29 protein-coding genes are annotated in these 21,708 nt (G+C 35.8%); 13 read left to right on the top strand and 16 right to left on the bottom strand.

The features are described from left to right. The first annotated feature begins 206 nt into the window (after window positions 1–206). Window positions 207–776 (top strand): TMEM175 family protein, encoded by a 570-nt coding sequence (locus QZ138_RS06145; protein ID WP_292887501.1) that lies wholly within the window; start codon window positions 207–209, stop codon window positions 774–776. Beyond that, the gene (locus tag QZ138_RS06140) at window positions 745–942 is read left to right on the top strand and encodes a hypothetical protein (protein ID WP_292887498.1); all 198 of its coding nucleotides are present in this window, start codon (window positions 745–747) and stop codon (window positions 940–942) included. The genes QZ138_RS06145 and QZ138_RS06140 overlap by 32 nt, the downstream gene beginning before the upstream one ends. Before the next feature lie 24 nt (window positions 943–966). On the opposite strand, the gene QZ138_RS06135 is transcribed toward QZ138_RS06140, so the two are convergent. The 3 genes from QZ138_RS06135 to QZ138_RS06125 are packed head-to-tail and all read right to left on the bottom strand — an operon-like array spanning window position 967 to window position 2,247. Further along, window positions 967–1,272, bottom strand: a complete 306-nt coding sequence (locus QZ138_RS06135) for a hypothetical protein (protein ID WP_292887495.1) — start codon at window positions 1,270–1,272, stop codon at window positions 967–969. A gap of 9 nt (window positions 1,273–1,281) precedes the next feature. Further along, complete coding sequence (locus tag QZ138_RS06130) at window positions 1,282–1,749, bottom strand: hypothetical protein (RefSeq protein ID WP_292887492.1); 468 nt, start codon at window positions 1,747–1,749, stop codon at window positions 1,282–1,284. A 42-nt stretch (window positions 1,750–1,791) separates the two neighbouring features. Next, complete coding sequence (locus QZ138_RS06125) at window positions 1,792–2,247, bottom strand: hypothetical protein (RefSeq protein ID WP_292887489.1); 456 nt, start codon at window positions 2,245–2,247, stop codon at window positions 1,792–1,794. A 106-nt stretch (window positions 2,248–2,353) separates the two neighbouring features. On the opposite strand from QZ138_RS06125, the gene QZ138_RS06120 reads away from it, so the two are divergent. Further along, on the top strand, window positions 2,354–2,614 hold the full coding sequence (locus QZ138_RS06120) for a helix-turn-helix transcriptional regulator (RefSeq protein ID WP_292887486.1): 261 nt from the start codon (window positions 2,354–2,356) through the stop codon (window positions 2,612–2,614). An 18-nt stretch (window positions 2,615–2,632) separates the two neighbouring features. On the opposite strand, the gene QZ138_RS06115 is transcribed toward QZ138_RS06120, so the two are convergent. From QZ138_RS06115 to QZ138_RS06105, 3 genes are all read right to left on the bottom strand, one after another. Further along, the gene (locus QZ138_RS06115; RefSeq protein WP_292887483.1) at window positions 2,633–3,970 is read right to left on the bottom strand and encodes an NCS2 family permease; all 1,338 of its coding nucleotides are present in this window, start codon (window positions 3,968–3,970) and stop codon (window positions 2,633–2,635) included. An 84-nt stretch (window positions 3,971–4,054) separates the two neighbouring features. Continuing rightward, complete coding sequence (gene speB, locus QZ138_RS06110; protein ID WP_292887480.1) at window positions 4,055–4,921, bottom strand: agmatinase; 867 nt, start codon at window positions 4,919–4,921, stop codon at window positions 4,055–4,057. 36 nt (window positions 4,922–4,957) lie between these two features. After that, window positions 4,958–5,353: a translation initiation factor IF-5A gene (locus QZ138_RS06105; RefSeq protein WP_292604345.1), complete on the bottom strand. Its 396-nt coding sequence runs from the start codon at window positions 5,351–5,353 to the stop codon at window positions 4,958–4,960. A 193-nt stretch (window positions 5,354–5,546) separates the two neighbouring features. Here QZ138_RS06105 and QZ138_RS06100 point away from each other — a divergent pair, with 193 nt between their 5' ends. From QZ138_RS06100 to QZ138_RS06065, 8 genes are all read left to right on the top strand, one after another. After that, window positions 5,547–6,005: a pyruvoyl-dependent arginine decarboxylase gene (locus tag QZ138_RS06100; protein ID WP_292887477.1), complete on the top strand. Its 459-nt coding sequence runs from the start codon at window positions 5,547–5,549 to the stop codon at window positions 6,003–6,005. A 5-nt stretch (window positions 6,006–6,010) separates the two neighbouring features. Next, a complete protein-coding gene (locus tag QZ138_RS06095; protein WP_292887474.1) occupies window positions 6,011–7,855 on the top strand; it encodes a bifunctional NADP phosphatase/NAD kinase in 1,845 nt (614 codons plus the stop codon). An 8-nt stretch (window positions 7,856–7,863) separates the two neighbouring features. Further along, window positions 7,864–9,282, top strand: coding sequence for a coenzyme F430 synthase (gene cfbE / locus QZ138_RS06090; RefSeq protein WP_292887472.1), 1,419 nt, complete (start codon window positions 7,864–7,866; stop codon window positions 9,280–9,282). A 110-nt stretch (window positions 9,283–9,392) separates the two neighbouring features. Further along, on the top strand, window positions 9,393–10,262 hold the full coding sequence (gene hemC, locus QZ138_RS06085; RefSeq protein ID WP_292887469.1) for a hydroxymethylbilane synthase: 870 nt from the start codon (window positions 9,393–9,395) through the stop codon (window positions 10,260–10,262). 14 nt (window positions 10,263–10,276) lie between these two features. Next, window positions 10,277–11,233 carry a Gfo/Idh/MocA family protein gene (locus tag QZ138_RS06080; protein ID WP_292887466.1) on the top strand — a complete coding sequence of 319 codons (957 nt, stop codon included), beginning with the start codon at window positions 10,277–10,279 and terminating at the stop codon, window positions 11,231–11,233. 8 nt (window positions 11,234–11,241) lie between these two features. Next, entirely contained in the window at window positions 11,242–11,853 is a 612-nt protein-coding gene (locus tag QZ138_RS06075; protein WP_292887463.1) for an orotate phosphoribosyltransferase-like protein, read from the top strand. Window positions 11,854–11,950: 97 nt separating this feature from the next. After that, window positions 11,951–12,337 (top strand): HIRAN domain-containing protein, encoded by a 387-nt coding sequence (locus tag QZ138_RS06070; protein ID WP_292887460.1) that lies wholly within the window; start codon window positions 11,951–11,953, stop codon window positions 12,335–12,337. Window positions 12,338–12,348: 11 nt separating this feature from the next. Beyond that, a complete protein-coding gene (locus QZ138_RS06065; RefSeq protein WP_292887457.1) occupies window positions 12,349–13,278 on the top strand; it encodes an ARPP-1 family domain-containing protein in 930 nt (309 codons plus the stop codon). On the opposite strand, the gene QZ138_RS06060 is transcribed toward QZ138_RS06065, so the two are convergent. From QZ138_RS06060 to QZ138_RS06035, 6 genes are all read right to left on the bottom strand, one after another. Continuing rightward, complete coding sequence (locus QZ138_RS06060; protein WP_292887455.1) at window positions 13,261–14,934, bottom strand: N-6 DNA methylase; 1,674 nt, start codon at window positions 14,932–14,934, stop codon at window positions 13,261–13,263. The two genes, QZ138_RS06065 and QZ138_RS06060, sit on opposite strands and share 18 nt — an antisense overlap. Beyond that, entirely contained in the window at window positions 14,931–15,494 is a 564-nt protein-coding gene (locus QZ138_RS06055; protein WP_292887452.1) for a restriction endonuclease subunit S, read from the bottom strand. The genes QZ138_RS06060 and QZ138_RS06055 overlap by 4 nt, the downstream gene beginning before the upstream one ends. A 77-nt stretch (window positions 15,495–15,571) precedes the next feature. Then, entirely contained in the window at window positions 15,572–15,916 is a 345-nt protein-coding gene (locus QZ138_RS06050; protein WP_292604323.1) for a hypothetical protein, read from the bottom strand. Window positions 15,917–16,285: 369 nt separating this feature from the next. Continuing rightward, a complete protein-coding gene (mtrA, locus tag QZ138_RS06045) occupies window positions 16,286–16,849 on the bottom strand; it encodes a tetrahydromethanopterin S-methyltransferase subunit A (protein WP_292887449.1) in 564 nt (187 codons plus the stop codon). 60 nt (window positions 16,850–16,909) lie between these two features. Next, entirely contained in the window at window positions 16,910–17,200 is a 291-nt protein-coding gene (locus tag QZ138_RS06040) for a hypothetical protein (protein WP_292887446.1), read from the bottom strand. Window positions 17,201–17,275: 75 nt separating this feature from the next. Continuing rightward, the gene (locus QZ138_RS06035) at window positions 17,276–17,794 is read right to left on the bottom strand and encodes a nitroreductase family protein (protein ID WP_292887443.1); all 519 of its coding nucleotides are present in this window, start codon (window positions 17,792–17,794) and stop codon (window positions 17,276–17,278) included. A 486-nt stretch (window positions 17,795–18,280) separates the two neighbouring features. Between QZ138_RS06035 and QZ138_RS06030 the strand changes: the two genes are divergently transcribed. Together QZ138_RS06030 and QZ138_RS06025 are read left to right on the top strand one after the other, a co-directional pair. Continuing rightward, window positions 18,281–18,580 (top strand): hypothetical protein, encoded by a 300-nt coding sequence (locus QZ138_RS06030; RefSeq protein ID WP_292887440.1) that lies wholly within the window; start codon window positions 18,281–18,283, stop codon window positions 18,578–18,580. Beyond that, window positions 18,573–19,472: a lipopolysaccharide assembly protein LapB gene (locus tag QZ138_RS06025; RefSeq protein ID WP_292887438.1), complete on the top strand. Its 900-nt coding sequence runs from the start codon at window positions 18,573–18,575 to the stop codon at window positions 19,470–19,472. Before QZ138_RS06030 ends, QZ138_RS06025 begins: the two co-directional genes overlap by 8 nt. A 22-nt stretch (window positions 19,473–19,494) precedes the next feature. Here the strand turns inward: QZ138_RS06025 and QZ138_RS06020 are convergent, their stop codons facing one another. The 4 genes from QZ138_RS06020 to QZ138_RS06005 form a co-directional block, all read right to left on the bottom strand. Further along, window positions 19,495–19,893, bottom strand: coding sequence for a PaaI family thioesterase (locus tag QZ138_RS06020; protein WP_292887436.1), 399 nt, complete (start codon window positions 19,891–19,893; stop codon window positions 19,495–19,497). 72 nt (window positions 19,894–19,965) lie between these two features. Further along, window positions 19,966–20,586 (bottom strand): cytochrome c biogenesis CcdA family protein, encoded by a 621-nt coding sequence (locus QZ138_RS06015; RefSeq protein ID WP_292887433.1) that lies wholly within the window; start codon window positions 20,584–20,586, stop codon window positions 19,966–19,968. Next, window positions 20,587–21,009 (bottom strand): thioredoxin family protein, encoded by a 423-nt coding sequence (locus QZ138_RS06010; RefSeq protein WP_292887430.1) that lies wholly within the window; start codon window positions 21,007–21,009, stop codon window positions 20,587–20,589. It lies immediately after the preceding gene. Between the two features lie 70 nt (window positions 21,010–21,079). Continuing rightward, window positions 21,080–21,640 carry a hypothetical protein gene (locus QZ138_RS06005; protein WP_292887427.1) on the bottom strand — a complete coding sequence of 187 codons (561 nt, stop codon included), beginning with the start codon at window positions 21,638–21,640 and terminating at the stop codon, window positions 21,080–21,082. Between the last annotated feature and the right edge of the window lie 68 nt (window positions 21,641–21,708).

Here is a 21,708-nt window from a genome sequence, read left to right as displayed (position 1 = left end):
CTTTGGTTTTGGTAATATTTAATTTTATTGTTATATTGTTGAAAGATCCCATTTGAGAAGTAAAAAAATTATATATTTACTAAATACATACTTTAAATTAACAAAAAATCGGTGATATTATCAAAGATGATGAATTCGAAGAGTTTCATGATTATGAAAGTTTAAAAAATTACTTTAAATCAGGGCTTTATGACATAGCAGAAGAGTTGGATGAAGAAGATCTTGAAAGAATCAAATCGTTTAGGGACGAGTTTAAAGAAAAATACTTAACAAAACCTAATGTCGAAAAAAAAGTAGATACAATAGAAAATGGGTTCTTTCAAGAGTTTGTGCAAACTTTTGATAAAAATATTGATATCGACCCCGGAAGATTGATAGGTTTGACTGACGGCATTTTCGGCATGGTAATGACTCTTTTGGTCTTTAGTATGGCTTTGCCAGGAGCACAATTGTTAAGTGAAACGGATTTTATAACTTTTTTACAAGCAAATGCCCATACTTTTGGTTTAACCATTGTAAGTTTTATTCTAGTCAGTTCCTTTTGGGTTTATCATCATGAATTTTTAAAGATTGATTCATTGAATATGCTACATTTATGGATACATATGTTCTTTTTGGCCTGCATATCCGTTACTCCATTTACAACATCCATGATGGGTAATTATTCAGAGTTTTTCATAGCGGAAGTGCTATTTGGAATGAATATATTTTTGACAATCCTGACCTTTTTAATAATGTATCATCATGCATATAGCGAAAAAACCTTCAAAAAGTGAAAAGAGATACGTTATAAATACGTTCATCATCCTTATGGGCATTACCATTGCCGTAAATCTTTTGGATTACAATGTTTCAGAGGAGTTTATGTATCTGTTCCTGTTGGTTCCAGTAATTTCTACAATTCGAGACATCAGATTTAAAATGAAATCACGATCTCATTAAAAAAAAAAGAGAAAAAATAAAAAATTATTTTATATTACTTTGAACAACTTTACCAATAAACGCTCCAAATAATCCGAGTATTATAAAAAGAGGTATTGTAAAAGCAGTCAACATTAGAAAACTACATATTATCCCTACAATTGCGCCATAGATTAATGCATATTTAGTTGAGTTATTGGTTAAAAATCCGGAAATTGCCGAACCAATAATTACACCAAACAAACCGAGAAACCCTGAAGTAAACCAACCGATTATGATAAGAATAATTCCCGCAACAGCACCTTTAATTATAGGTTCAAATTCAATATTCTGTGCAATATCCTCACCCATTTTCATTCCTCATTTAATTATTTTGGCAAGCAATTCATCATGCTGCAATCCTTCATCGGCATAAACAAAAGGAATATCCAAAATGACATATTTTCCATTTTCAACATACCCATAACCGTATCTGGGACCACCAGAATATATGCGGCCGTATCCTTCTTTTCCGTTAATTGTTTTTTGTGAAAATCCCTTCTTAATTAATGAATTATATAATGATGTTTCATCACCATCAAAATCAACCACACAAATCTTTATAAATTCATGATTATTCTCATTATCATAGGTATAAGCTTCATAGTTACCATTACCGTTTAACTGGTCTTCTTTTTCAACATGATTAAATCCGTCAGGAAGATGAAAATTAATCCCATTAACGGTTACATCTGATCCACCATCAAAAGGCCAAATTGCACTTACGCTGGAAACCAATAAAACTGCTGATAAAATTATTGCTAAAGTAAATAATAGTTTCCTATTCATATTACCTCCAAAAAAAAGTTAAGTAAACAAAAAAATGTTTACTTAACTAAATTCAATTGTATTTATGCACTGTTTTGCAAGGTCTAAATCATCGCATCCAACAAATACTGTTTTATTTTCTGGTGAAGAAACACCAACAAAATATTTTACAGCATAACTAGCACCTTTAGGAGAAGTGGTATCTTCAAAAATTGTTAAATTCCCTTCAACTTTTGGTTTACCAGTGAATAATGTATTACTTTTAATGATTGGAATCAAATTATCCATTCCCATATCATAATAACATACATACATGGTTTCATTATTATTAATCCATGATTGATTAGATACATATTCCGGAGAATACCTATCACTCACTGTAAAATTAGTATTTTCAGTACAATTCATTTTGAATTTTCCATCAAAGTCATTTTCCTTTGTTAAATCAACTGCACATACACTAGCAATTGAAATAACTGCAATAAATACTATTAAAAAAGTTAATATTTTACTATTCATATAAAACCTCCATAATTTGTAATAGTAATTTTATTAACCCCATAATATAAACATTGCTATTAGCATGCTAATATCCTATACATATCTATTAAATAAAAAAGATGATATGAGCATTATATCACTGTTGGCACGTTCCAAAAAAAGAGTAAAAGTGCTTAAGTCCTTAAAAAAAGAAGATAAGATTCCATCAAAAATAAGCAAGGACATCAACGACAACAGCAATCATGTCTCCAAATATTTAAAGACATTGAAAGAAGCGGAGTTGGTGGAATGTCTCAACGAAGAAGACAAAAGATACAGATTTTACAGCATCACCGACAAAGGTAAATATTATCTTGACAAAGTAGAAAAAGAATACAATGACTGATTTTTAAAAAATAAAAGTCTAAAGTCCAAAGAACAGATATATAATGAATACTAGAACCATCAGCCAGATTCCCCAACCCAAATCCCTTGCCTTTCCGCTAGCAATGCTTGTGACTGTGTAAATCACGAATCCCCAAGCGATACCTAATGAAATGGAGTAGGTCAGAATCATCATGATGATAGTCATGAATACAGATGCGGCCACAATCATACTGTTCCACTGAACATTCTTTAACTGCCTTATCATCAATATGCCGACAATCACCAATGCTGCACAGGTAACTGGAGAAGTGAACAGCCCCAATATCAATGGCGCAAAGAATATTGAAAGAAGGAACAGTAAACCTGTGACGATAGCTGTTAGGCCTGTCCTGCCGCCGTTTCCGATACCTGCAGCACTTTCCACAAATGCAGTAACTGTACTGGTACCCAATACTGCACCGACAATACCTCCAACTGCATCAGCCATGAATGCCTTTTCGATTCCGACGGCCTGGCCTTCATCATCAATGAATCCACACTGTCTTCCCAAACTCATCAGAGTTCCTGTCGTATCAAAGAACGTTACGAATATCAATGAAAACAAAATCATTATCAGGTTCGGAATGTTTGAGAAAAGCTGTCCAAACCCTCTGATGAATCCGCAAAACAATGACAAATCAAAATTGGCCGATACGATATGCGCCGGAAGTGAAGGCATCAATATGTTGCCCGCACCAAATCCGCAAGCAGTAAAGATCACTCCAATTATAGCGGTCCCAATCAATCCGAGAAATACGGCAGCCGGCATTTCCTTCACATATAAAACCAATGTAATGATAATGCCAATCAATGCAAGAAGCGCTGGAGGAGCCATAAGAGATCCCATGCGAACAATAGCGGATGGGTCAGCAACAATGATTCCAGCACCTTTTAATCCTAAAAATGCCAAGAAAAAGCCGATGGCAGCACCGATACCCAACTTCAAGTCAATAGGAATGGCATTTAGGATGGCTTCCCTCAAACCTGAAATGGTGATTATCAAAAAGATTATGCTTGAGAGGAATACTGCAGCAAGAGCAGTTTCCCAAGTGTTTCCCATCGCCAATATAATCGTATATGTAAACAATGCATTCAGCCCCATACCTGGAGCCAATCCAATCGGATATTTGGCAACAATACCCATAATAAAACAAGCAATAGCAGAAGATACTGCAGTGGCAAAGAACACTCCAGAAGCAGGCATTCCACCATCAGACAAAACAACAGGATTTACCCCCAAAATATAAGCCATTGCAAGGAATGTGGTAATGCCTGCAGCGATTTCTGTCTTGAAATCAGTGCCATTTTCACTTAATTTGAAAAAATTGTCCAGCATATAATCATCCAAAAAAAATTAATTTACATATTACTATTTAAAAAAAAGTGATATTAAAACTATCTATTAATTTTTACATCAGAACTATTCGACCAATGTTAAAAAATCATAAATGATTTTCGCCGCTACAACAGCAGTACTATCTCCTAGCTGGTTGCTGGCAGTCTCAACAACATCCAGCCCAACAACGTTTCTGTGAGCCAAAGTTTCAATAATTGCTTCGATTTCAGAAATGAATAATCCTCCAGGAGTAGGATTACCGACATTTGGAGCAATAGACGGGTCCATAACATCCATATCTATTGAAATGTAAATTGGTCCATCAATATTTATCAGGAAATACTCAATGGCATCCATATGTTTGTGGACGTCCTTATTCTTGAATGTTTGGATATTATATGTTGATTTTACAAATTCATTTTCATCAGCCGAAGAGGATCGGATTCCAATTTGAACCAAATCGGCTCCCATTTCATGAGCCCTTCTCATTACAGTTGCATGAGAATACTTTTCACCGATAAAGTCAAATGCAAGGTCCCTGTGGGCATCCAGGTGTACTACTGTCAGTTTTCCATATCTTTTAATCAATGCCTTGATGGCTCCTATGGAAGCTGAATGCTCCCCTCCTATGACTATCGGCCTGAGGTTCAAGTCCAAAATTTCATTGACAGTGTCCTCAACTATCCTGCAAGTTGCCTCACAGTTGCCGGGAACAACATTTACATCCCCGAAATCATGAAAACGAGTTGTCAAATCTTTATTAAAAACAGTATTATATTTTTCAAAACCAAATGAAGCTTCACGAACAACAATTGGTCCTAAACGTGAACCGGAGTGATAAGAAGTAGTGCTGTCAAATGGAACTCCTATAATTCCAAATGAATTTTCAGTTATTTCATCATTTTCACAAGAAAATGCAAATTTCCATGGTTCATAGGTATTTAAAAGCATAATTAATCTAAAAAAAGGAAAAATAAAAAAGAGAACTTATGATCCTCTAGTTCTCATAATTTTCATATTTCCCATAGCAACAATGTATTCTACTTCAATACCTTCAACGATTGCATCTTTTAAGTCTTCAGGCATTGGTAAGTCAATGGTATCATAATTTTCCATATCCATGATTTGTACGTTGTCGCCTTGGATAGAGATTACTTGTCCTAATCTTTTGTCGATAATAGGAATATCTACTTTGTTATCTACAGGTTTTACAAGACTTCTTTTTTGATTATCGAAAACACCGACTGCTTCAATTCTTGCTTTTGCAGCTCCGTGTTTACCAGGAGATGAAGTGGTGTAACTAATGATTTTACAAGCTTCTCCTCCTAAAACAATGTATTTTCCAACTTTTAATGTTTTAATTTCTACAACTTTTGTTGACATTAATTTTCCTCCATTTTTTTTAAAAACCGGTTTTTAATCTTATAATAAGGAATATTATTAGATTAATATAAATTATCTTTTCCATTTTATATAAAGTATTCGTTTAATCATCTCAAAAAAATTATATTCCAAAAATATTAAATTAATTAAATTATTTAAATACATTGAAAAACATAATTAGAATAGTGATAGAATGAAGATAGCAATAGTTTCAGGAAAGGATGAAGGACCAACAAAATTGAATGCATTTGATAATGCGCTGACAAGTGCCGGAATTGGAGATGTAAACCTCATAAAAGTATCCAGCATGCTTGCAGGGAATGCCAAAATCCAAAAGCTGCCAAAATTAAAAGCAGGTGCTATGGTAAACTGTGTATTATCAGAAATCACTTCAGACAATCCTGGAGACGAAATTACTGCTGTGATTGGATTGGCTATCGGAGAGGAATTGGGTTGTGTCGTTGAGACATCCGGAATCAACAGAAACCCTACGGAACTAATTGATGAAGCTAAGGAAATGGTAAAATACATGATGGATAAGCGTGAAGTAGAAATAAAGGAGTTGATTATCGAATATTCAACTACAAAAGTTGAAAACATTGCATCATGCATATCTTCAGTAGTTTATTTGAATGACGACATCGTGGAGTAATGAAAATGGATAAAAAAACCAGGAAAATCGCCAGAAGATTAGCAAATAAAATAATTAAGGAAGTCGGACCTGCAGTAAGGGAGTATGCCGGAACAGAACTGGCAGGTGCAGAAGTAAAGACTGGCGCTGACGGAACCCCCACATCTTTCATAGACCAAGTTGCAGAAGAAAAAATTGTCACAATATTGAAAAATGCAGATGTCTATTCCTATTTGGTCAGCGAAGAAATTGGAGAAGTAAAATTAGGAAAAGGAACCAAAAGAAGAATTAACTTAACCCAAGAGCTGAAACGTACTGATTTGAAAGAGGATGAAACCCCAAAATTCATATTTTTAATCGATCCGGTCGACGGAACAACAAATGCAATAAAAAAAATCCCCGCTTATGCCATTTCAATTGCAATTGCAGATGTCAATCAGGGACATGTTGCAACAATTAATGATGTCGAACTCGGATTTTTATACAATTTAGCAAACGGTAACTTCTTTGAAGCGGAAAAGGGTAAAGGGTGCAAATTGAACAATAAAAAGGTCAAGCCAAGCAAAGTCATTAAAGTCAATCAAATGACACTTGGAGGATTCACAAAATCGGGAACTTCAGAAGCTTCAAAACTGGTCGACAGTGCACGTCGTATGAGAGTTTTAGGAAGTGTCGTTTTAGAGCTTTCCTATGTTGCAAGCGGAAAATATGATGCATTTCTTGATTTGAGAGGAAGCAGAATAATTGATATCGCCGCAGGAAAATTAATACTTGAGGAAGCGGGAGGAATCATAACAGACAAATACGGCCAAAAGCTCAATAACGTATTGAGCATTTATGAAAAAGCAATCGTTGTTGCTGCAAACAATGAAATAATGCACAAGCAAATGATTGACATACTGAATGATAATCAGGCAGACATAATCGGTAAAATCGGAATCATATCAAGAATTGACCAGACCCCACCAATCATATTTGCCGCAAAAATAATTGATTACTTTCTTACAAATGGCCGTGAAGTAATCATAGAAAATCAATTGGTACATGAACTGGTTAAATTAAAGGAAAATCCCGATTTAGATAAGATAATTCAGGAAAGCAAAGAGGAATACCCTAAAATCGCACCGATGCTTGATGACATCAACTTTAACATTGACTACGAAAAGATATCAGAAAACCTCTTTGATTTCGACTGTGACATGGCTCTGATTCTTGGAGGGGACGGAACACTTCTAAGGGCACACAATAAAATGCACAACAACATTCCATTATTTGGAATAAACATGGGCACTGTCGGATTTTTAACAGAAATCGAAGTCGAGCATACCTTTGATGCACTTGAAGAAATCATGAAGGGAGAATACTACAAAGAAAAAAGAACACGACTCATAGTATCCCACGAAAACCACAACTTCAAGGCCATGAACGAGGTAGTGGTGATGACAGACAAGCCGGCAAAAATGCTTCATTTCCAGATACTGGTCGATGGAGAAATCATCGAAGAGGTGAGAGCCGACGGACTAATCATTTCAACACCGAGCGGTTCAACAGCATATTCAATGTCTGCAGGAGGCCCTATTGTGGATCCCAAAGTTGCAGGATTCATCATAAATCCAATTTGCCCATATAAACTGGGAGCCAGACCATTTGTCGTATCAGACAACAGTGAAATTACCGTCAAATTGCTTAAAAAAGGTAAAAATGCAGTATTCGTTATGGATGGCCAGATTAATGAAGAGGCCAAGTATGAAGAGGAAATCAAGTTTAGAAAATCCCCTAAAGATGCCCTTTTCATTAGAACTTCAACCAAATACTTCTATGAAAAAGTTAAAGACAAATTAAACGAAGGCGGAATCAAAAAATCCTCCTAGGTGCAACAATGAACAATCTTGTAATTGATTTGACACATGGCGGAGTAAAAATAGCCATCAGTTTATCCAAAAAGGGCAAAAATGTTCTTTCTTATGACATTTACAACACATTGGAAGGCATCGATGCCAAAATGCTTGAGGTCTATGGCGTTAAACTAATCCAGCTTGAGGAATTGAGTGACTTTAAAGGAGATATGAATGTAATCTATCCCATCCACATGCCTTTAAGTTTTGATGAAATAAAATCATTCAACCCTGATTTGAACTGGACTTTCCAGAGCCATCATGAAATCATCGGAGAAATCCTTAAGGATTGGGGAGATGGAATCCCAAAAATAGAAATAACCGGAGTTAAGGGAAAAACAACCTCTGCATTTATGCTTAAGGAAATTCTTATTGATGAAAACCCCTTGATATTGTCCAGCCTTGGAGCATTTCTATATGAGAATAACGAGGAAATCGTTTTAAAAAAGGACATTTCAATTGCCCCTGCAAACATTAAAGAAACAGTTGATTTAGCCTACAAGATAGCAAATCCCATTTGCAAAATAGCTGAGGGCACGGTTGTGAGTGAAAACTTAAGAAAATACAACTCAGCAATCTTTGAATCATCTTTAGGAGTGAGCGGAATTGGGGATGTAGGACTTTTATTGAATATCGTTGAAGACTACCCCATTGCAAAGGGAAGAAGCACCGCCAGTGAGGCCAAAAAACAGGTATTCCGATGTAAATGCGTATGCATTCAAAAGGAGGCTCTTGTCAAGTACTATTCAGACATAAAACATGAAACGACCAACACATTTTCCCTAACTGACCACACAGCAAACTTGTTCGTTGACAATGCAGAATATGACCTTGACCAGACCAGCCTGGAAATCGCCTACAATAATATAAAAACAATAAATGGCAACCTCATTTCCGGAAAGATCAAAGTGAAAACATTTGCTCCAGGACCACACCACGTAAGCAATGTTTTGGGAGTGATATTGACTTGTCTTAGTCTGGAAATCGAATCCGACAATATAATTAAAGGGCTTGGAAATTACAAGGGCATACCTGGCAGAACCACTAAAAAAACAATTGAAAATTCCACCATCATTGAAGAGATCAATCCAGGATTGAATACAGAGGCCATAAAGGAATCCATCAACATGATTCAAAATTTGAGAGATTACTATATCTCAATCGGAGGAGATTACGGAATTACATGTGAAGAGATTGATGAAGAAAAACTATCCGATTTTTTAAACACACTAAACACAGACATCATCTTGACCGGTGAATTGGGATTGTCAATTGAGCCAAGATTAACTAAAAAAACTCAATACTTCAAGAACTATTATGATGTTTATGATTTAGCTATAAGCAATGATAAAAACCTTCTTTTCATCTACAGGTCAGATTACCGCAAACTTTCACAAAGATGAATTTTTCAAAAAATTGAAACATTTAATATAGATTAATTCTAAAAGTTAATAATGTACCAAAATCTTATAGGTTATACTATAAAAGAAAAATTTTCAAATGGAGATACTTAATGATTGTAGGAACACGCGGTAGTAAATTAGCTTTAGCACAAACAAATCAGGTATGTGCCGATTTATCTAAAATAACCGGAGAATCTATTGATGTTGAAATTATTAAAACAAAGGGAGATAAAATCACCACATCCCAATTGTACAACATGGATTCAAAGGGACTCTTTACCAAAGAACTGGATATAGCCCTTCTGGAAGAAGAAGTTGATTTCACCGTGCACAGCTTTAAGGATTTGCCTACCGAACTCGATGCGGATTTGAAAATCGTGGCTGTTCCAAAACGTGAATCTCCAAATGAAGTGCTAATTTCCAAAAAAGACTGGAACGACTTGGGCCCGGGTTCAAAGCTTGGAACAAGCAGTCTTAGAAGAGAAGCATTTTGTAATCATTATAATAAAGAATTTGAACTCAAACCTATCAGAGGAAATATTGAAACAAGGATCCAAAAAGCTTTGGAAAGCGATTTGGATGCCACTATAATGGCACAAGCCGGCTTAAAAAGGTTAAATCTAACCCAATACATTAAAAATGTATTTCCACTAGATTATATCACACCCCCTGCCGGCCAAGGCGCATTGGCAATAATTACCCGTAAGGATAGTGAAATGAAAGAGAAAATATCTAAATTAAATGATTACATTTCAATGCAAGAAGTATTTGCAGAAAAGAAAGTGTTGGAAGAGCTGGGCGTCGGCTGTCAATGGCCAATCGGTTCAATAGCACAAATGAATAACAACAAATTTAATATTTACTCAATATTATTGACTAAAGAAGGAGAAATCCTTAAAGAGCACAGTGAAAAAGGATCCGTAAAGGATGCGGTTGAACTTGGCAGGCGCATCGGAAAAATTTTCACAGATTACGTTTAAACGGAGGAATTAAATTGAAAACTATTAACGTAGGAGTTGTCGGAGTAGGAGCGATGGGTGAAAACCATGTTCGTGTCTACCACAAAATGGAACAAGCGAATTTACTCGCTGTAAGTGATGTAAGCGAAAGAGCACTCAAAAAAATTGAAAAGAAATATGGTGCCAAAGGTTTTACAGAATATAGCGAACTATTGGAAAATCCGGAAATAGAAGCGGTAAGTGTATGTGTACCGACCACATTCCACCATGCAGTGGTAATGGAAGCTATCAAGAATGGAAAGCATGTTCTGGTGGAAAAACCGATTGCATTTACAGTGGAAGAAGCTGAAGAAATGATTGCAGCTGCTAAAGAGGCAGGAGTCCTTCTTGCGACAGGACATGTTGAACGATTCAATCCTGCTGTTCAAAAAGCTAAAGAGCTTATTGATGACGGAGTCATTGGCGATGTCGTATCCGCATTCGCAAAAAGAGTAGGGCCGCTCCCACCAAGAATCAAGGACGTTGGTGTTTCAATAGATTTAGCTATTCACGATTTAGACATTATGAATTATTTATTTGAAGAGGAAGTTACCCAGGTTTACGGTTCAATGAACTGCAGTTTTGACGACAGTGAATTTGAAGACCATGCAGAGATAATGGTTAACTTTGACAACGAGTCGACCGGAATCATTGAAGTGAACTGGCTTACACCATATAAGCGTAGAGAATTGGAGCTTACAGGTACTGCAGGAATCATATCTGTAGACTACATCAAACAAAGTATTGAAGTATATGGTAAGTTTGCTCAAGACATTCAAATCAAGCATGAAGAACCTCTTAAAAGTGAATTAAACTCATTCTTAAATTCAGTGATGAACAAAGAAGAGCCCGAGATTACCGGTGAAGACGGACTTAAAGCTCTTAAAATGGTCATCGCTGCGAACAGATCCTCCAAAGAACATAAACCAATTAGTTTTGAACAACTCGAATAGGTGATAATGTGAAACAAAAATTAATTCAAAAAGCTCAAGAACTAAGACAACACGGATTTACAACCGGTGAGATAGCTGATGAACTTAATGTTAGTATGGATACTGCCAGATGGCTAACTCTCCAGAAAACAGAAGAAGTAAAAGCTGAAGCGCCAGTTGACTTTGCTATCAATTGGAAAAGCATCGGCGGAAATTCCACCCGTTTAAGTTATGTTTCAGGCGCTTTAAGCGATATGGCATTATCACATGGAGATGTTGATACTGTTGTTGGTGTTGCAGTCAGCGGAATTCCATTTGCAACCGTGATGGCAGACCTGATTGAAGACATGACAGGAGAAGACACATCCTTAGCCATTTTCCACCCTCACAAGCACAGAAAGGATGCTGATGAAAGTGATGATGAAGGTACAATGAGTACCAACTTCGCAAACGTCGAAGGCAAGAAAGTTGTTATAGTTGACGATGTAATCACAAGCGGAACAACCGCAAAAGAGGTAATTCACACCGTGAAAGACCTTGGCGGAGAACCTACTTGCGTTACAGTCCTAATTGATAAGGCAGGACTTTCAGAAATTGAAGGCATACCTGTTGAATCTTTAATTAAAGTTAGTAGATTATAATCTACTACAATTTTTCCTATTTTTTTGACCACTACGACCATTTACAAGAAAACCTTATCAAAGAGATTGACACAATTTAAATACAAGAGGTGAAAATGTGTATATAACAATCATTGCATTTAACAAATTTCATGGCTCCAAACCCCTTAAACTGGATGGAATAGTCAAACTAGTTAAGGAACCGGACAACAAATATGATGCAGAGGCAATAGCCTGTGAGATGAGATATTTTGGAAAAATAGGATATCTTGCAAATAGCGTCAATTCAGTCATAAAAGGATGTATGAGTTCCGGAAGGGTTTATGACAAAATCGAGGACGAATACTATGCCCAAATCAAATTCATATCCGATCATAACGCAATAGCAAAAGTATTGTCATCTGACGAATTCATAGAAGAAATTGAAAATCCAGAAAGTGACGTTCATTACTTAAGTGAAAATCCTGCAGAACTGGATATCGAATACATTAAACAAAACTATTGAAGGCGATAAAAATGATGGCACTTGGAAATGATATTGAACTTTTAAATCCGCAGGTTCATGAAAATCTGGCGATAATTCCATTAAAAACTGAAAAATCATACATTGACCTGTTGACCCTTAAAAAAGGCCTTGAATTGGGACTTGTCGAAGTCAAGGAATGTGAAACATCCACAGTGAATACGGTAATTGTTAAAAACAATTCAGTTGTTCCGCTGATTCTGATTGATGGTGAAGAGATTGTTGGAGGAGACCAGAACCGTCTCGTCAATTCCACCATTCTGGTCAATGCGAAAAGTCATATGAAAATACCTGTAAGCTGCACAGAAAAGGGAAGATGGGCATACAAAAGTGAATTCAAGCAATCAAACTATATTGCAAACTACAATACCCGAAGGGCAAAGGAATATGCCTCAAGAAATTCAGGCTCCTTTCAGAATGTCATCTGGTCATCCATCAACAGCCTGGAGGTCGAAAACGATTATGCATCTCCAACCTGCGCAATGGAGGAGAGCTACGAAAACCTGAAAACAGACCATGCAAAAGTAATAAAAGAGTTCAATGTTGAAGACAGTCAAAACGGTGTTCTGATTATTGTGAATGGAGAAATCAAAGGCTTTGAAATATTCTTAAACCCTGAAATATACCGTGAGTTTCATGAAAAGATATTGAAAAGTTACCTGATCGACTCAAAGGTTGAAAACAAGACATTTACAATAAATACTGATGCCGCAAAGAACGTGATAGACAATGCATTTGCTTCAGCATTTGAAAAAAGAGGCAATATCGGCCTTGAGGAAGCCTTTGAATTTGAAAATGATGAAGGTCTTGGAACGCTATACACATATAAGGACAAAATTATCCACTTATCATATTTCACAAAGTTAGAAAATAATTTTGAGGATGAAATTAATGATGATATCGGTTTAAAATCTGATATCTAATTCATCCATCATTTTTTCTATTTTAATATTCAAACTATTTATATTTGATTCGATTTCCTCTTTTTCATCAGCCAACTGGTCAAGTGAAATGAATTCCCCTTCAAAAGTGTCCACATAACGGGAAACTGACAAATTAAAAGCGTTGCATTTTATTTCTTCAATGGAAATCAGATTGGAAAATTTTGGTATTGTCAGTTTGTTTAGATACACATTTTCCATTTTAGCCATAGTATTATTATCCAATATGAGATTTTTTCTAAATAGTCCAGGATATGCACGGCCGCTTCTTTGAGTTTCGTAGTCCGCTGCCATGTCAATGAATAGAATGTCATCATTTTGCCTGTTTTTCTTAAATACGATAACCACTTCCGGTCTGGAACGTATGATTTCATTTGGAATGCGAATGATGGCATCGATGTAGTTTTTCTTGTATGTGAGATATTTTCTAAGGGTCTCCAGGGAGTTTTTAAACAGGAAATTCTCGGAAATGCTTACCACCATTATTCCGTCATCTTTTAGAGAATCAATAAGATTGAGCAAAAACAGGAATTCGCTTTCCTTAAGTGATTCATATTCCCCAATAAAATCGGTTCCGGATTCATTTTCAAGATCAATCTTTTCAACAAGATTTTCCAAAGCAATATTCAATTCACTATCCTGCTTGAATGAATCTCCATCCATACCGAAGTTATCCAGAAGCAGGCTTTCGAGTTCGCTGCGCTTATTTCTTTTAGCTATTTCTCTGCTTTGATTGACATTTGATGAATAGTAGTTCTTTATGGCAATTGGAATCTTTGACAATATGACATCAAATGATGATCCATTAATGTCAATGGAATCCAATGCATCTTCATTCTTTAAGAAGACGTCTTTGAATGATAAATGGTTTATAAAGAATTTTACAAGAGTATAAAAGTAATTGAGCTTGTGCGAATCCTTACCATAGCAATACTTCAGATCATATCCTATGCTTTCGTATAACTTCATTATGGATTCCCCATTCTTTATGAATGGATCATATGCGCTGTTGATGGTTTTTTTCTCAGACAAAACGATTCGAGACAGAATCTGATTAATGTATTCTGGATTTGAACCGATGTGCATCAGTTTGGAATCTGAAATTATGCTGAACACCTCGCTGAACTCGAAATCTGAATCGAAAACATCGAATTGAGAAATCAGATTAATTATCTCACCGATATTGTGAGCCTCTTCGCTTGTGAACTGGAATGTGTCGATTTCATTGTCAATGGTTGCAAACATATAATCAAAATAATCGGAATTGTGATATTCTGAACTGAATACAATGTTTTTGGGAAATATCTTTAAGAAATCCGGCAAAAAACCAGGTTTTGAGTAGTTGTTGTTAACGACTTCCTCAATGAAAGCTTCAGAACTTTTAATATAAAAACCGTTTAATTTGAGTGAATCAAAAAGCAAATGTTCCTGATAGCCCTTATCCCTGTAAGCTTCATCAATAGTGAGTTCCTTGTCCTTCAATTCAAGCTGCAAAAAATCTTTTATGGTATCTGAGCAGTATTTATACAAAAATGCATACATTACTATGTAGTCTGTTTCAGGAGGAAGCTTATATCCCCTTGATTGAGACATCAGCATTCTTAAAATCTTATAATTTATGGATTTCCTATTCCTCATGTACTTTCACCCCATAAATCATTAAGTATCGCTTCCTTAAGGTGCCTGTCATATTCCACTTGACGCAAATCCTCAATAATCTTATCGTTTATGGTGTTTAAAAGTTCTCCATATTTCATTTGTGTTTTCAAATCCGGAACAATAATCTGAAGTTGTTTTATCTCTTTTAGTGATGTGTGAGGTATCTTGCCGCTGCCTCCAAGCTCGTGGAGCTGCTTTTTAATATGGGCATTGGTCAGGAGATGGGCAATGAAATCCGGATCATAACCTTCTTTAAGCCTTATTATTGCTATCCTATCACTTATAACAAGGTTTTCCTCTTTTACACAAACGACATCATATGGATAGGTCATTTTCATCAAAACATCATTTTTTTGTGTAAAATATCTTTCTTTAATATTGCTTTTTAGAGATATCTCTTCAAAATCAGATAGATCTCCGTCCTTTTTAATGGACCTTTGAACAATGACTTTGAAGTCCTCTCCGTTTTCATCTAAGTAACGTCTATATGATAAGCCGGAAAATATTTCGGCCATATCATTAAGTATCATCTTTTGCATGTTAATCCCTTTCAAAGAAAGTTATTTGAAGATGGTGGTTGAATGAGCATTAGTTTTGGTGGTGAGCCAAAACTAATTTATTGGTAAAGACCTGCTACGTCATCGAGTAGCGGTGTTTCATCAGGAATTTCAGAAGGGTCAACTTTTTCAGCAGAGACTCCTCCGATAACTCCTACACTTTGAATGTTATTCTTTAACACAGCTGTTGAAGTAAGGCCTGAACCTTGTGGGGACAAGACAAACAAATCAAGAAATGTCTCATCTTCCCCGACAATGAATGCAGGTTCAATTGATTCAGCAGACTTTGTTTGAACTTTGATTAAGATATGTTTAGCTTCGTTTTCTTCTTCCATACCAATTTCTTTTCTAATTGTTTCATCCAAATCTTTAACTTTTTCGCTCCAATTAATATTTGGGTTCATATTATTACCTCGCTTATTCTTTTATAATGCACCTTAAAATACAATGGTGTGATTTTTTAGTAACAGTCAATGCATTTTTTGAAAAGTTATGCACTTTTCAACATTACATTGATTTTAATAGTATATAAACTTAACTATTTTAATTATGTTTTTTAAAAAATTACATTTGTTAAGCTGTAAAACATTATCTATTTTAGGACATATATAAAGTTTTTTGTATTTTTTGAAAAAATGCAAAAAAGTGCAAAATCACGGAGGTGTCAATGCAAAAAAATTCAAAAACAAAATATTATAAAATTAGAAAAAAATAGGCAAATGCCCATTAACTGAAAAAAAGCTTAAAATAAAAAAATAGAGATAGTGAGACAGTTATGCCTCAGATTTTTCCTTTTTGCCTTTTTTGTCGACGATGACCATTTTTTCTTCTTCCTCGTCAACTTCCATGACAATCGGGTCGGCTTCAAGTGCACCAGGATCCTTTTCAACACATTCGTTGATTTTTGATTGGATTGTTCCGATATCTTCAGTATCAATCAAATCAACAATTTCCAGCTGTTGCTGGAATCTTTCAATACCCTCGAGAGGAACATTTTCAACGAATGGAATTGCTCCTGTAGCGCCGGTTATTTTCTTTTTGTCAGGGTCTGCTCCGTTGTCATACAATGCCTGAATACTTTGACCGGTAATGTGTCCTTGGACCTCAGCACCAGCCAAAATCAAGAATCTGATATTCGGATTTGATATAATATTCGCTACAACCTTTTCAATGCCTAAGTTTTCTGTTTTACATGGGCCTGCAATAGCTGCTCCTGACAGTTCTGCTTCAATGTGGGAAGCAAGAGTAGTTACTGCAACTGGACTTTCCGGATCTCCTACAATATAGTCACCGCTAATTACCGGCCAACCATCTGCAGGGGCTTTTTTATCAACCATAATTGATTCCTCCTATAGTATAATTGTGATTATATTTAAATGAATATATAAATATTTTCATCAGTAATACAGTTCGGAAGGTTTTCCGATATATTCAAAATCGTCCTTGTTCTCCAGGTACTTGACGCCGATGACCTTGCCATCGGGAAACCTTGTGACAACGCTCATACCGTCATTGACATCAATGACAATCACTTTTGTGTTTTTTTCGCCAGCAGCCTCAATTTTGATTATCTCATCATTTTCCAAAAGAGTTGCATCTTCAAAATCGTTGCTGATGTCTGTTGAATACCAATGCTGAGGCAACTTGACCCTGATATCTAAATAATCCAATAAATCTTTAACATGCATTTTTTAATCCCTCTGATTAAATGTTAATTTGAAACATTTATAAAGATTTTGTAACTTGTCAAGGGTGCAAAGTAGCTAAACCATGAAATGAACCTTGTTCTTATCGACATCTGCCGGCTCATGTGCCGGAGGAATATCGTCGGAATGGCCCAATGCCATGATGCCTACAATCCTGTAGTGGTCATCAATTTTCAGAATGTCCCTGACAAGCTCTTCGGAATCTTTTCCGTTTTTGGACCTCAAATGAATCTGAACCCAGCAGCTTCCAAGGCCAAGCTCTGTAGCCATCAGATGCATATAGGTCAGGGCAATGGATGAATCTTCAATCCATGTATCGGCAACCATGGTATCTGCAACTACGACAATGGCCTTATCGGCGCCATTGATCAAGTCTGCACCATGGTCTTTAGAATTTGCCAAATCAGTCAATGTCTCCTTTCGCTCAACCACCATGAAATTGCACGGCTTGCGGTTCATGCTGGTCGGTGCAAGAAGAGCGGCTTGGAGAATCTTGTCCAGTTCCTCCTTTGTCACCGGCTCGTCATTGAATTTCCTTGTACTTCTTCTCTTAAGCATAACATCTATAAGTTCCATAGTAATGTTTTTAGAAAACTAGATAATTATATGTTGTGATGTAGATGATGGAAATGATATTTTTGAAAAGATAGATATACAGTGCAAAAAATTGAATGTGAAGTGAATTAAAGTATACTCCCCATGCAATGAGAATGGTTTAATCGATTGGAATTTGAATTAAATGGTTGGCAAAAAATTTGTCAAAAATCACATCACAAATGTTGCGACTATCAACAATTAGAGTTGCATAAAAAAATTCGAAGTTACGGCAGTGCAACTCCGAATTTGCTATTTTTCACGACTTGTTAATCAGTCACTTAATAGTTATTGATTTCATCATTTATAAAACAAATGGTTTTTGAAATAAAAATACCATGTTGAAAACAATATTTATTTTGACTTAAAATAATTACAAGTCCATTACAATATTGCAATTAATTCATACATAGATTTAAAAGCGATTAAAACAATAATCAGTAATTACAAAAAGTTTTGGTGAAAAATATGCAAGATAAAAGCAATATTGATTTTGAAAATATAATTCGCATGAATGAAATCGCAGAGGTTTATGAAATTACAAAGCAAAACAAAAAGGCTGAGAATTATCACAGAAACATCGTCAAACTCTGTGACAGATATCCGAAAAATGAAAAGGCACTCCAATACAAAATACACTCCCTGAACCAACTAAACAAACCATATAAATCCCTGGAAACAACAAATGAACTTTTGAATCTGAATCCGAATAGCCTGATTGCACTGTTCAACATCATAAAATACCTGAAGGAGGCATCATATGTTTAGGCGAAACAGCCTGGAAAAGACAATTGAAAAGGCAGAAAAATACTTCAACAAAGGAGAGATGTACAAGGCGAGAAACATGTATCTGAAAGCCCTTGCACAAGATCCAAGAAACATTGCAATCCTAAATAACCTCGCATTCATATATCATGTGCTTGGAGAAGAAGACACATCAAAAGGATACAGCGAGATACTTTTAAAGGAATGTGATGAGACTCTAAAACATGAAACCGTGAAGGAAATTCTAATATTAAAGATTCCGGCATTGGTCTCCCTTGAAAGAACAGGAGAAGTGATGGAAGTCATTGATGAACTACTGAAAATCGATTCAAAAGACATGAATGCCCTGTTTCAAAAATCATATTATCTTGAAAAAGAAAATCGACACACAGAGGCGCTGGACTGCATAGAAGAGATATTAAAAAAGCATCCTTACCATATCGGATCACTTCTTTCAAAAGGCAGAAACCTGGTTGAACTGAATAGATTTGAGGAAGCCGAGAAATGCTACAATCTGGTTTTTGAAATCGAACCCAAAAACAAGGCGGCAATCACCCTCAAATCACAACTGCTTAAAAGGAAATACAACCTGACAATAACATCACATGATTTGATGCTTAAGGCTGTTGAAAGCTTTGAAATGGAAAACTTCAAGGCTTCAAGAGATTATTTCAAAAAAGCACTGGATATGAGCTCCGAATATGCTGAAATCTGGTTTGCCCAAGGCGAACTGTTCATAAGGACAGGCCACATCAGCGATGCAATAGCATCATTTAAAAAAGCATTTGAGATAAATCCCACCAGTGGAGGAATAGTAAAGCATAAGGAGTTTTTCAAACTCCTTGACCGCATGAAAAAAATAAATGTGTTTCTTGGATTTGAAGAAAAGGGATGAATTGAGTTTTAAAAAAAACTCACTATAACTTAAATCCGGTTCCGACAAACTGGGCAACATCACGTCCGATGTCATCGCAGATATTGACGATTACGATTGATGATGTGCGTCCGCTTTTGCGGCATGTTGCCTCAGCAATCAGCTTTTCGCCTTTTGGAGCGGACAGATAATTGATGCTTACCTGCTGAGCGACAGTCAGTTGGTGTATCTGATTTGACAGAACTGCAAATGCGAAATCGGCCAGTGTGAATATAACACCACCCATCACTCCACCATAAGCATTCTTATGGTCGTCGGTTATCTTTAAGCTGCAAACAGCCTTGTCTTCTGTCAGCTCATCCAATGTTATGCCTGCATTTACTGCAAATTTGTCTTTATAAAAGAATTCCCTTGCGCTTTCTACTGTATCATAATTAGCCATAATTACACCAAGATAACTATTTATAATTCATCATTATTAATTTTTTTACAAAATAATTTAACCGAAAATCTCCTAAATCATCACCTTGAATGACTCCCAAAACAGATAGACTGCTCCAATAATTATTAAAACAGCGAATATTTTTGGAATGTATTTTGTTTTTCCAATGAGCTTTTCAAGATTTATCTTTGAAATCAGAAGGCTTAAAACGAATAACATCAATCCAAAGCCCAGACAGTATAAAAGTATATTGAAAACGGCGTACGGCCAGTCGCTGGAAGACACCAGAAGTGTTATGAGAGAAATCAGATACGCACTATAGCACGGAGCCCATGAAATTGACGTTATAAATCCCAAAATGAATGATCCGACAATTCCGTCACTCTCTTTCGGTAATTTAATACTGAAACTGAATGAATAGTCAACAAGCATCAAAATTCCGATTGCGAGAAGAAGCACAGCCGAAAGAATCCTTATATAGAAAATGTATGAGTAAACAACGGATGTGAAAAATCCGGTCAAAAGAACTATAACCAGAAAAACGCTCAACAGTCCCAAGGTGAATGAAACAATTTCGCTTTTTGACTTTGTTTTCAGGCTGAAAGCTACGAATATGGGTATTACCGGCAGGATACATGGAGACAATATTGAAATTACTCCCGTAAAAACGGAAATCAAAGGAAATATTTCCATTTATATCTCCTTAAGCTCCTTTAGAAATTCATCAGCCTCGACATATCCCTGGATTTCATGAGTAACCTTACCGCTAGGCTCAATGAACTTGATGATAGGAGTTCCGTAAACCCTGTACTTATCGGCGAATTTAGGATTTTCATTGATGTCAACCAGAACGAAGACATAATTTTCATTCAGCTGTTTTTGAACATCAGAATTGCTTAAAACATTATTTTTCAGCATGTCGCAGTAAGCGCAACTGGCCTGATCAAAGAATATTGCTACAGACTTGTTTTCACTCTGTGCCGCATTCATTGCCAAATCAATGTCAGTTGTCATGTTCAGGCCCGGAATGGTGCTGTTTTCAAAATCCGCACTATACACTGCAGGAGCCACTGCAAGCAACATGATGGCCATTAAGATAAAGACATATTTTTTCATATGGAATAATCTAAAAATAATTATTTATAAAGTTATTCTTAATCGTTCGTTGAAATAGCAAAAATAAGTGTCACGGCAAATAACCGTTTTTCTGGAAATGGTTCTCCATTTTAATATAGAACTCCTCGTCTGTGAAATTAAAATTGGTATTGAATGACTTATAAGCCAGCTCGCAATCCTTTTTTAAATTGAATCTGAAATCAGGACGTGCCCTGAAAAATTTTTCAAAACATATTTTGGAATTTTCAGGGAATGGAACCTCCTCAAAGGAAATCTTTTCTATTGACATTTTCATGGCGCATGAGAGAACGGTTAGCTGGATAGCTGAAGCGTAGGCATCATAATACTGACCATAATCCAGATTTACATTGAAGTATATCATGAAATTAATCATCACATGAGAAACCCAAATTAGAGAATTCGGTTCGAATTTTTCCAGCTGCAAATCGGTGAACTTGAATATTTTATCTTCCAGACTTTTTTCACTGTTCTCGCTGCAGAAGCCTACAAACTCCTCAAATGAGTAATTTGTCAAATATTTAGTGTAAGCATCTTTAATCTCTTCATCACAGAGATATTTGGAAATATTTTTCAAATCCTTTTTCCTTAAAACTCTTGGATAGGTAAACATCAAAGTAATATATTTAATTTATTTAATTAATAATTTCCTAAATTAGTATTCCTAAACCAAACGATTTT

The sequence above is a fragment of the Methanobrevibacter sp. UBA212 genome (genome assembly GCF_905233225.1).
Lineage (GTDB): Archaea > Methanobacteriota > Methanobacteria > Methanobacteriales > Methanobacteriaceae > Methanocatella.
Note: the sequence above shows the minus strand (reverse complement) of the source record. Positions and strands in the feature narration are given on the sequence as shown.

Excerpts from the sequence above, each read along its gene's own strand:
- QZ138_RS06140 (WP_292887498.1), top strand. The coding sequence starts at position 745 with ATGCATATAGCGAAAAAACCTTCAAAAAGTGAAAAGAGATACGTTATA.
- QZ138_RS06135 (WP_292887495.1), bottom strand. The coding sequence starts at position 1,272 with ATGGGTGAGGATATTGCACAGAATATTGAATTTGAACCTATAATTAAA.
- QZ138_RS06130 (WP_292887492.1), bottom strand. The coding sequence starts at position 1,749 with ATGAATAGGAAACTATTATTTACTTTAGCAATAATTTTATCAGCAGTT.
- QZ138_RS06125 (WP_292887489.1), bottom strand. The coding sequence starts at position 2,247 with ATGAATAGTAAAATATTAACTTTTTTAATAGTATTTATTGCAGTTATT.
- QZ138_RS06120 (WP_292887486.1), top strand. The coding sequence starts at position 2,354 with ATGAGCATTATATCACTGTTGGCACGTTCCAAAAAAAGAGTAAAAGTG.
- QZ138_RS06115 (WP_292887483.1), bottom strand. The coding sequence starts at position 3,970 with ATGCTGGACAATTTTTTCAAATTAAGTGAAAATGGCACTGATTTCAAG.
- speB (WP_292887480.1), bottom strand. The coding sequence starts at position 4,921 with ATGCTTTTAAATACCTATGAACCATGGAAATTTGCATTTTCTTGTGAA.
- QZ138_RS06105 (WP_292604345.1), bottom strand. The coding sequence starts at position 5,353 with ATGTCAACAAAAGTTGTAGAAATTAAAACATTAAAAGTTGGAAAATAC.
- QZ138_RS06100 (WP_292887477.1), top strand. The coding sequence starts at position 5,547 with ATGAAGATAGCAATAGTTTCAGGAAAGGATGAAGGACCAACAAAATTG.
- QZ138_RS06095 (WP_292887474.1), top strand. The coding sequence starts at position 6,011 with ATGGATAAAAAAACCAGGAAAATCGCCAGAAGATTAGCAAATAAAATA.
- cfbE (WP_292887472.1), top strand. The coding sequence starts at position 7,864 with ATGAACAATCTTGTAATTGATTTGACACATGGCGGAGTAAAAATAGCC.
- hemC (WP_292887469.1), top strand. The coding sequence starts at position 9,393 with ATGATTGTAGGAACACGCGGTAGTAAATTAGCTTTAGCACAAACAAAT.
- QZ138_RS06065 (WP_292887457.1), top strand. The coding sequence starts at position 12,349 with ATGATGGCACTTGGAAATGATATTGAACTTTTAAATCCGCAGGTTCAT.
- QZ138_RS06060 (WP_292887455.1), bottom strand. The coding sequence starts at position 14,934 with ATGAGGAATAGGAAATCCATAAATTATAAGATTTTAAGAATGCTGATG.
- QZ138_RS06055 (WP_292887452.1), bottom strand. The coding sequence starts at position 15,494 with ATGCAAAAGATGATACTTAATGATATGGCCGAAATATTTTCCGGCTTA.
- QZ138_RS06050 (WP_292604323.1), bottom strand. The coding sequence starts at position 15,916 with ATGAACCCAAATATTAATTGGAGCGAAAAAGTTAAAGATTTGGATGAA.
- mtrA (WP_292887449.1), bottom strand. The coding sequence starts at position 16,849 with ATGGTTGATAAAAAAGCCCCTGCAGATGGTTGGCCGGTAATTAGCGGT.
- QZ138_RS06040 (WP_292887446.1), bottom strand. The coding sequence starts at position 17,200 with ATGCATGTTAAAGATTTATTGGATTATTTAGATATCAGGGTCAAGTTG.
- QZ138_RS06035 (WP_292887443.1), bottom strand. The coding sequence starts at position 17,794 with ATGGAACTTATAGATGTTATGCTTAAGAGAAGAAGTACAAGGAAATTC.
- QZ138_RS06030 (WP_292887440.1), top strand. The coding sequence starts at position 18,281 with ATGCAAGATAAAAGCAATATTGATTTTGAAAATATAATTCGCATGAAT.
- QZ138_RS06025 (WP_292887438.1), top strand. The coding sequence starts at position 18,573 with ATGTTTAGGCGAAACAGCCTGGAAAAGACAATTGAAAAGGCAGAAAAA.
- QZ138_RS06020 (WP_292887436.1), bottom strand. The coding sequence starts at position 19,893 with ATGGCTAATTATGATACAGTAGAAAGCGCAAGGGAATTCTTTTATAAA.
- QZ138_RS06015 (WP_292887433.1), bottom strand. The coding sequence starts at position 20,586 with ATGGAAATATTTCCTTTGATTTCCGTTTTTACGGGAGTAATTTCAATA.
- QZ138_RS06010 (WP_292887430.1), bottom strand. The coding sequence starts at position 21,009 with ATGAAAAAATATGTCTTTATCTTAATGGCCATCATGTTGCTTGCAGTG.
- QZ138_RS06005 (WP_292887427.1), bottom strand. The coding sequence starts at position 21,640 with ATGTTTACCTATCCAAGAGTTTTAAGGAAAAAGGATTTGAAAAATATT.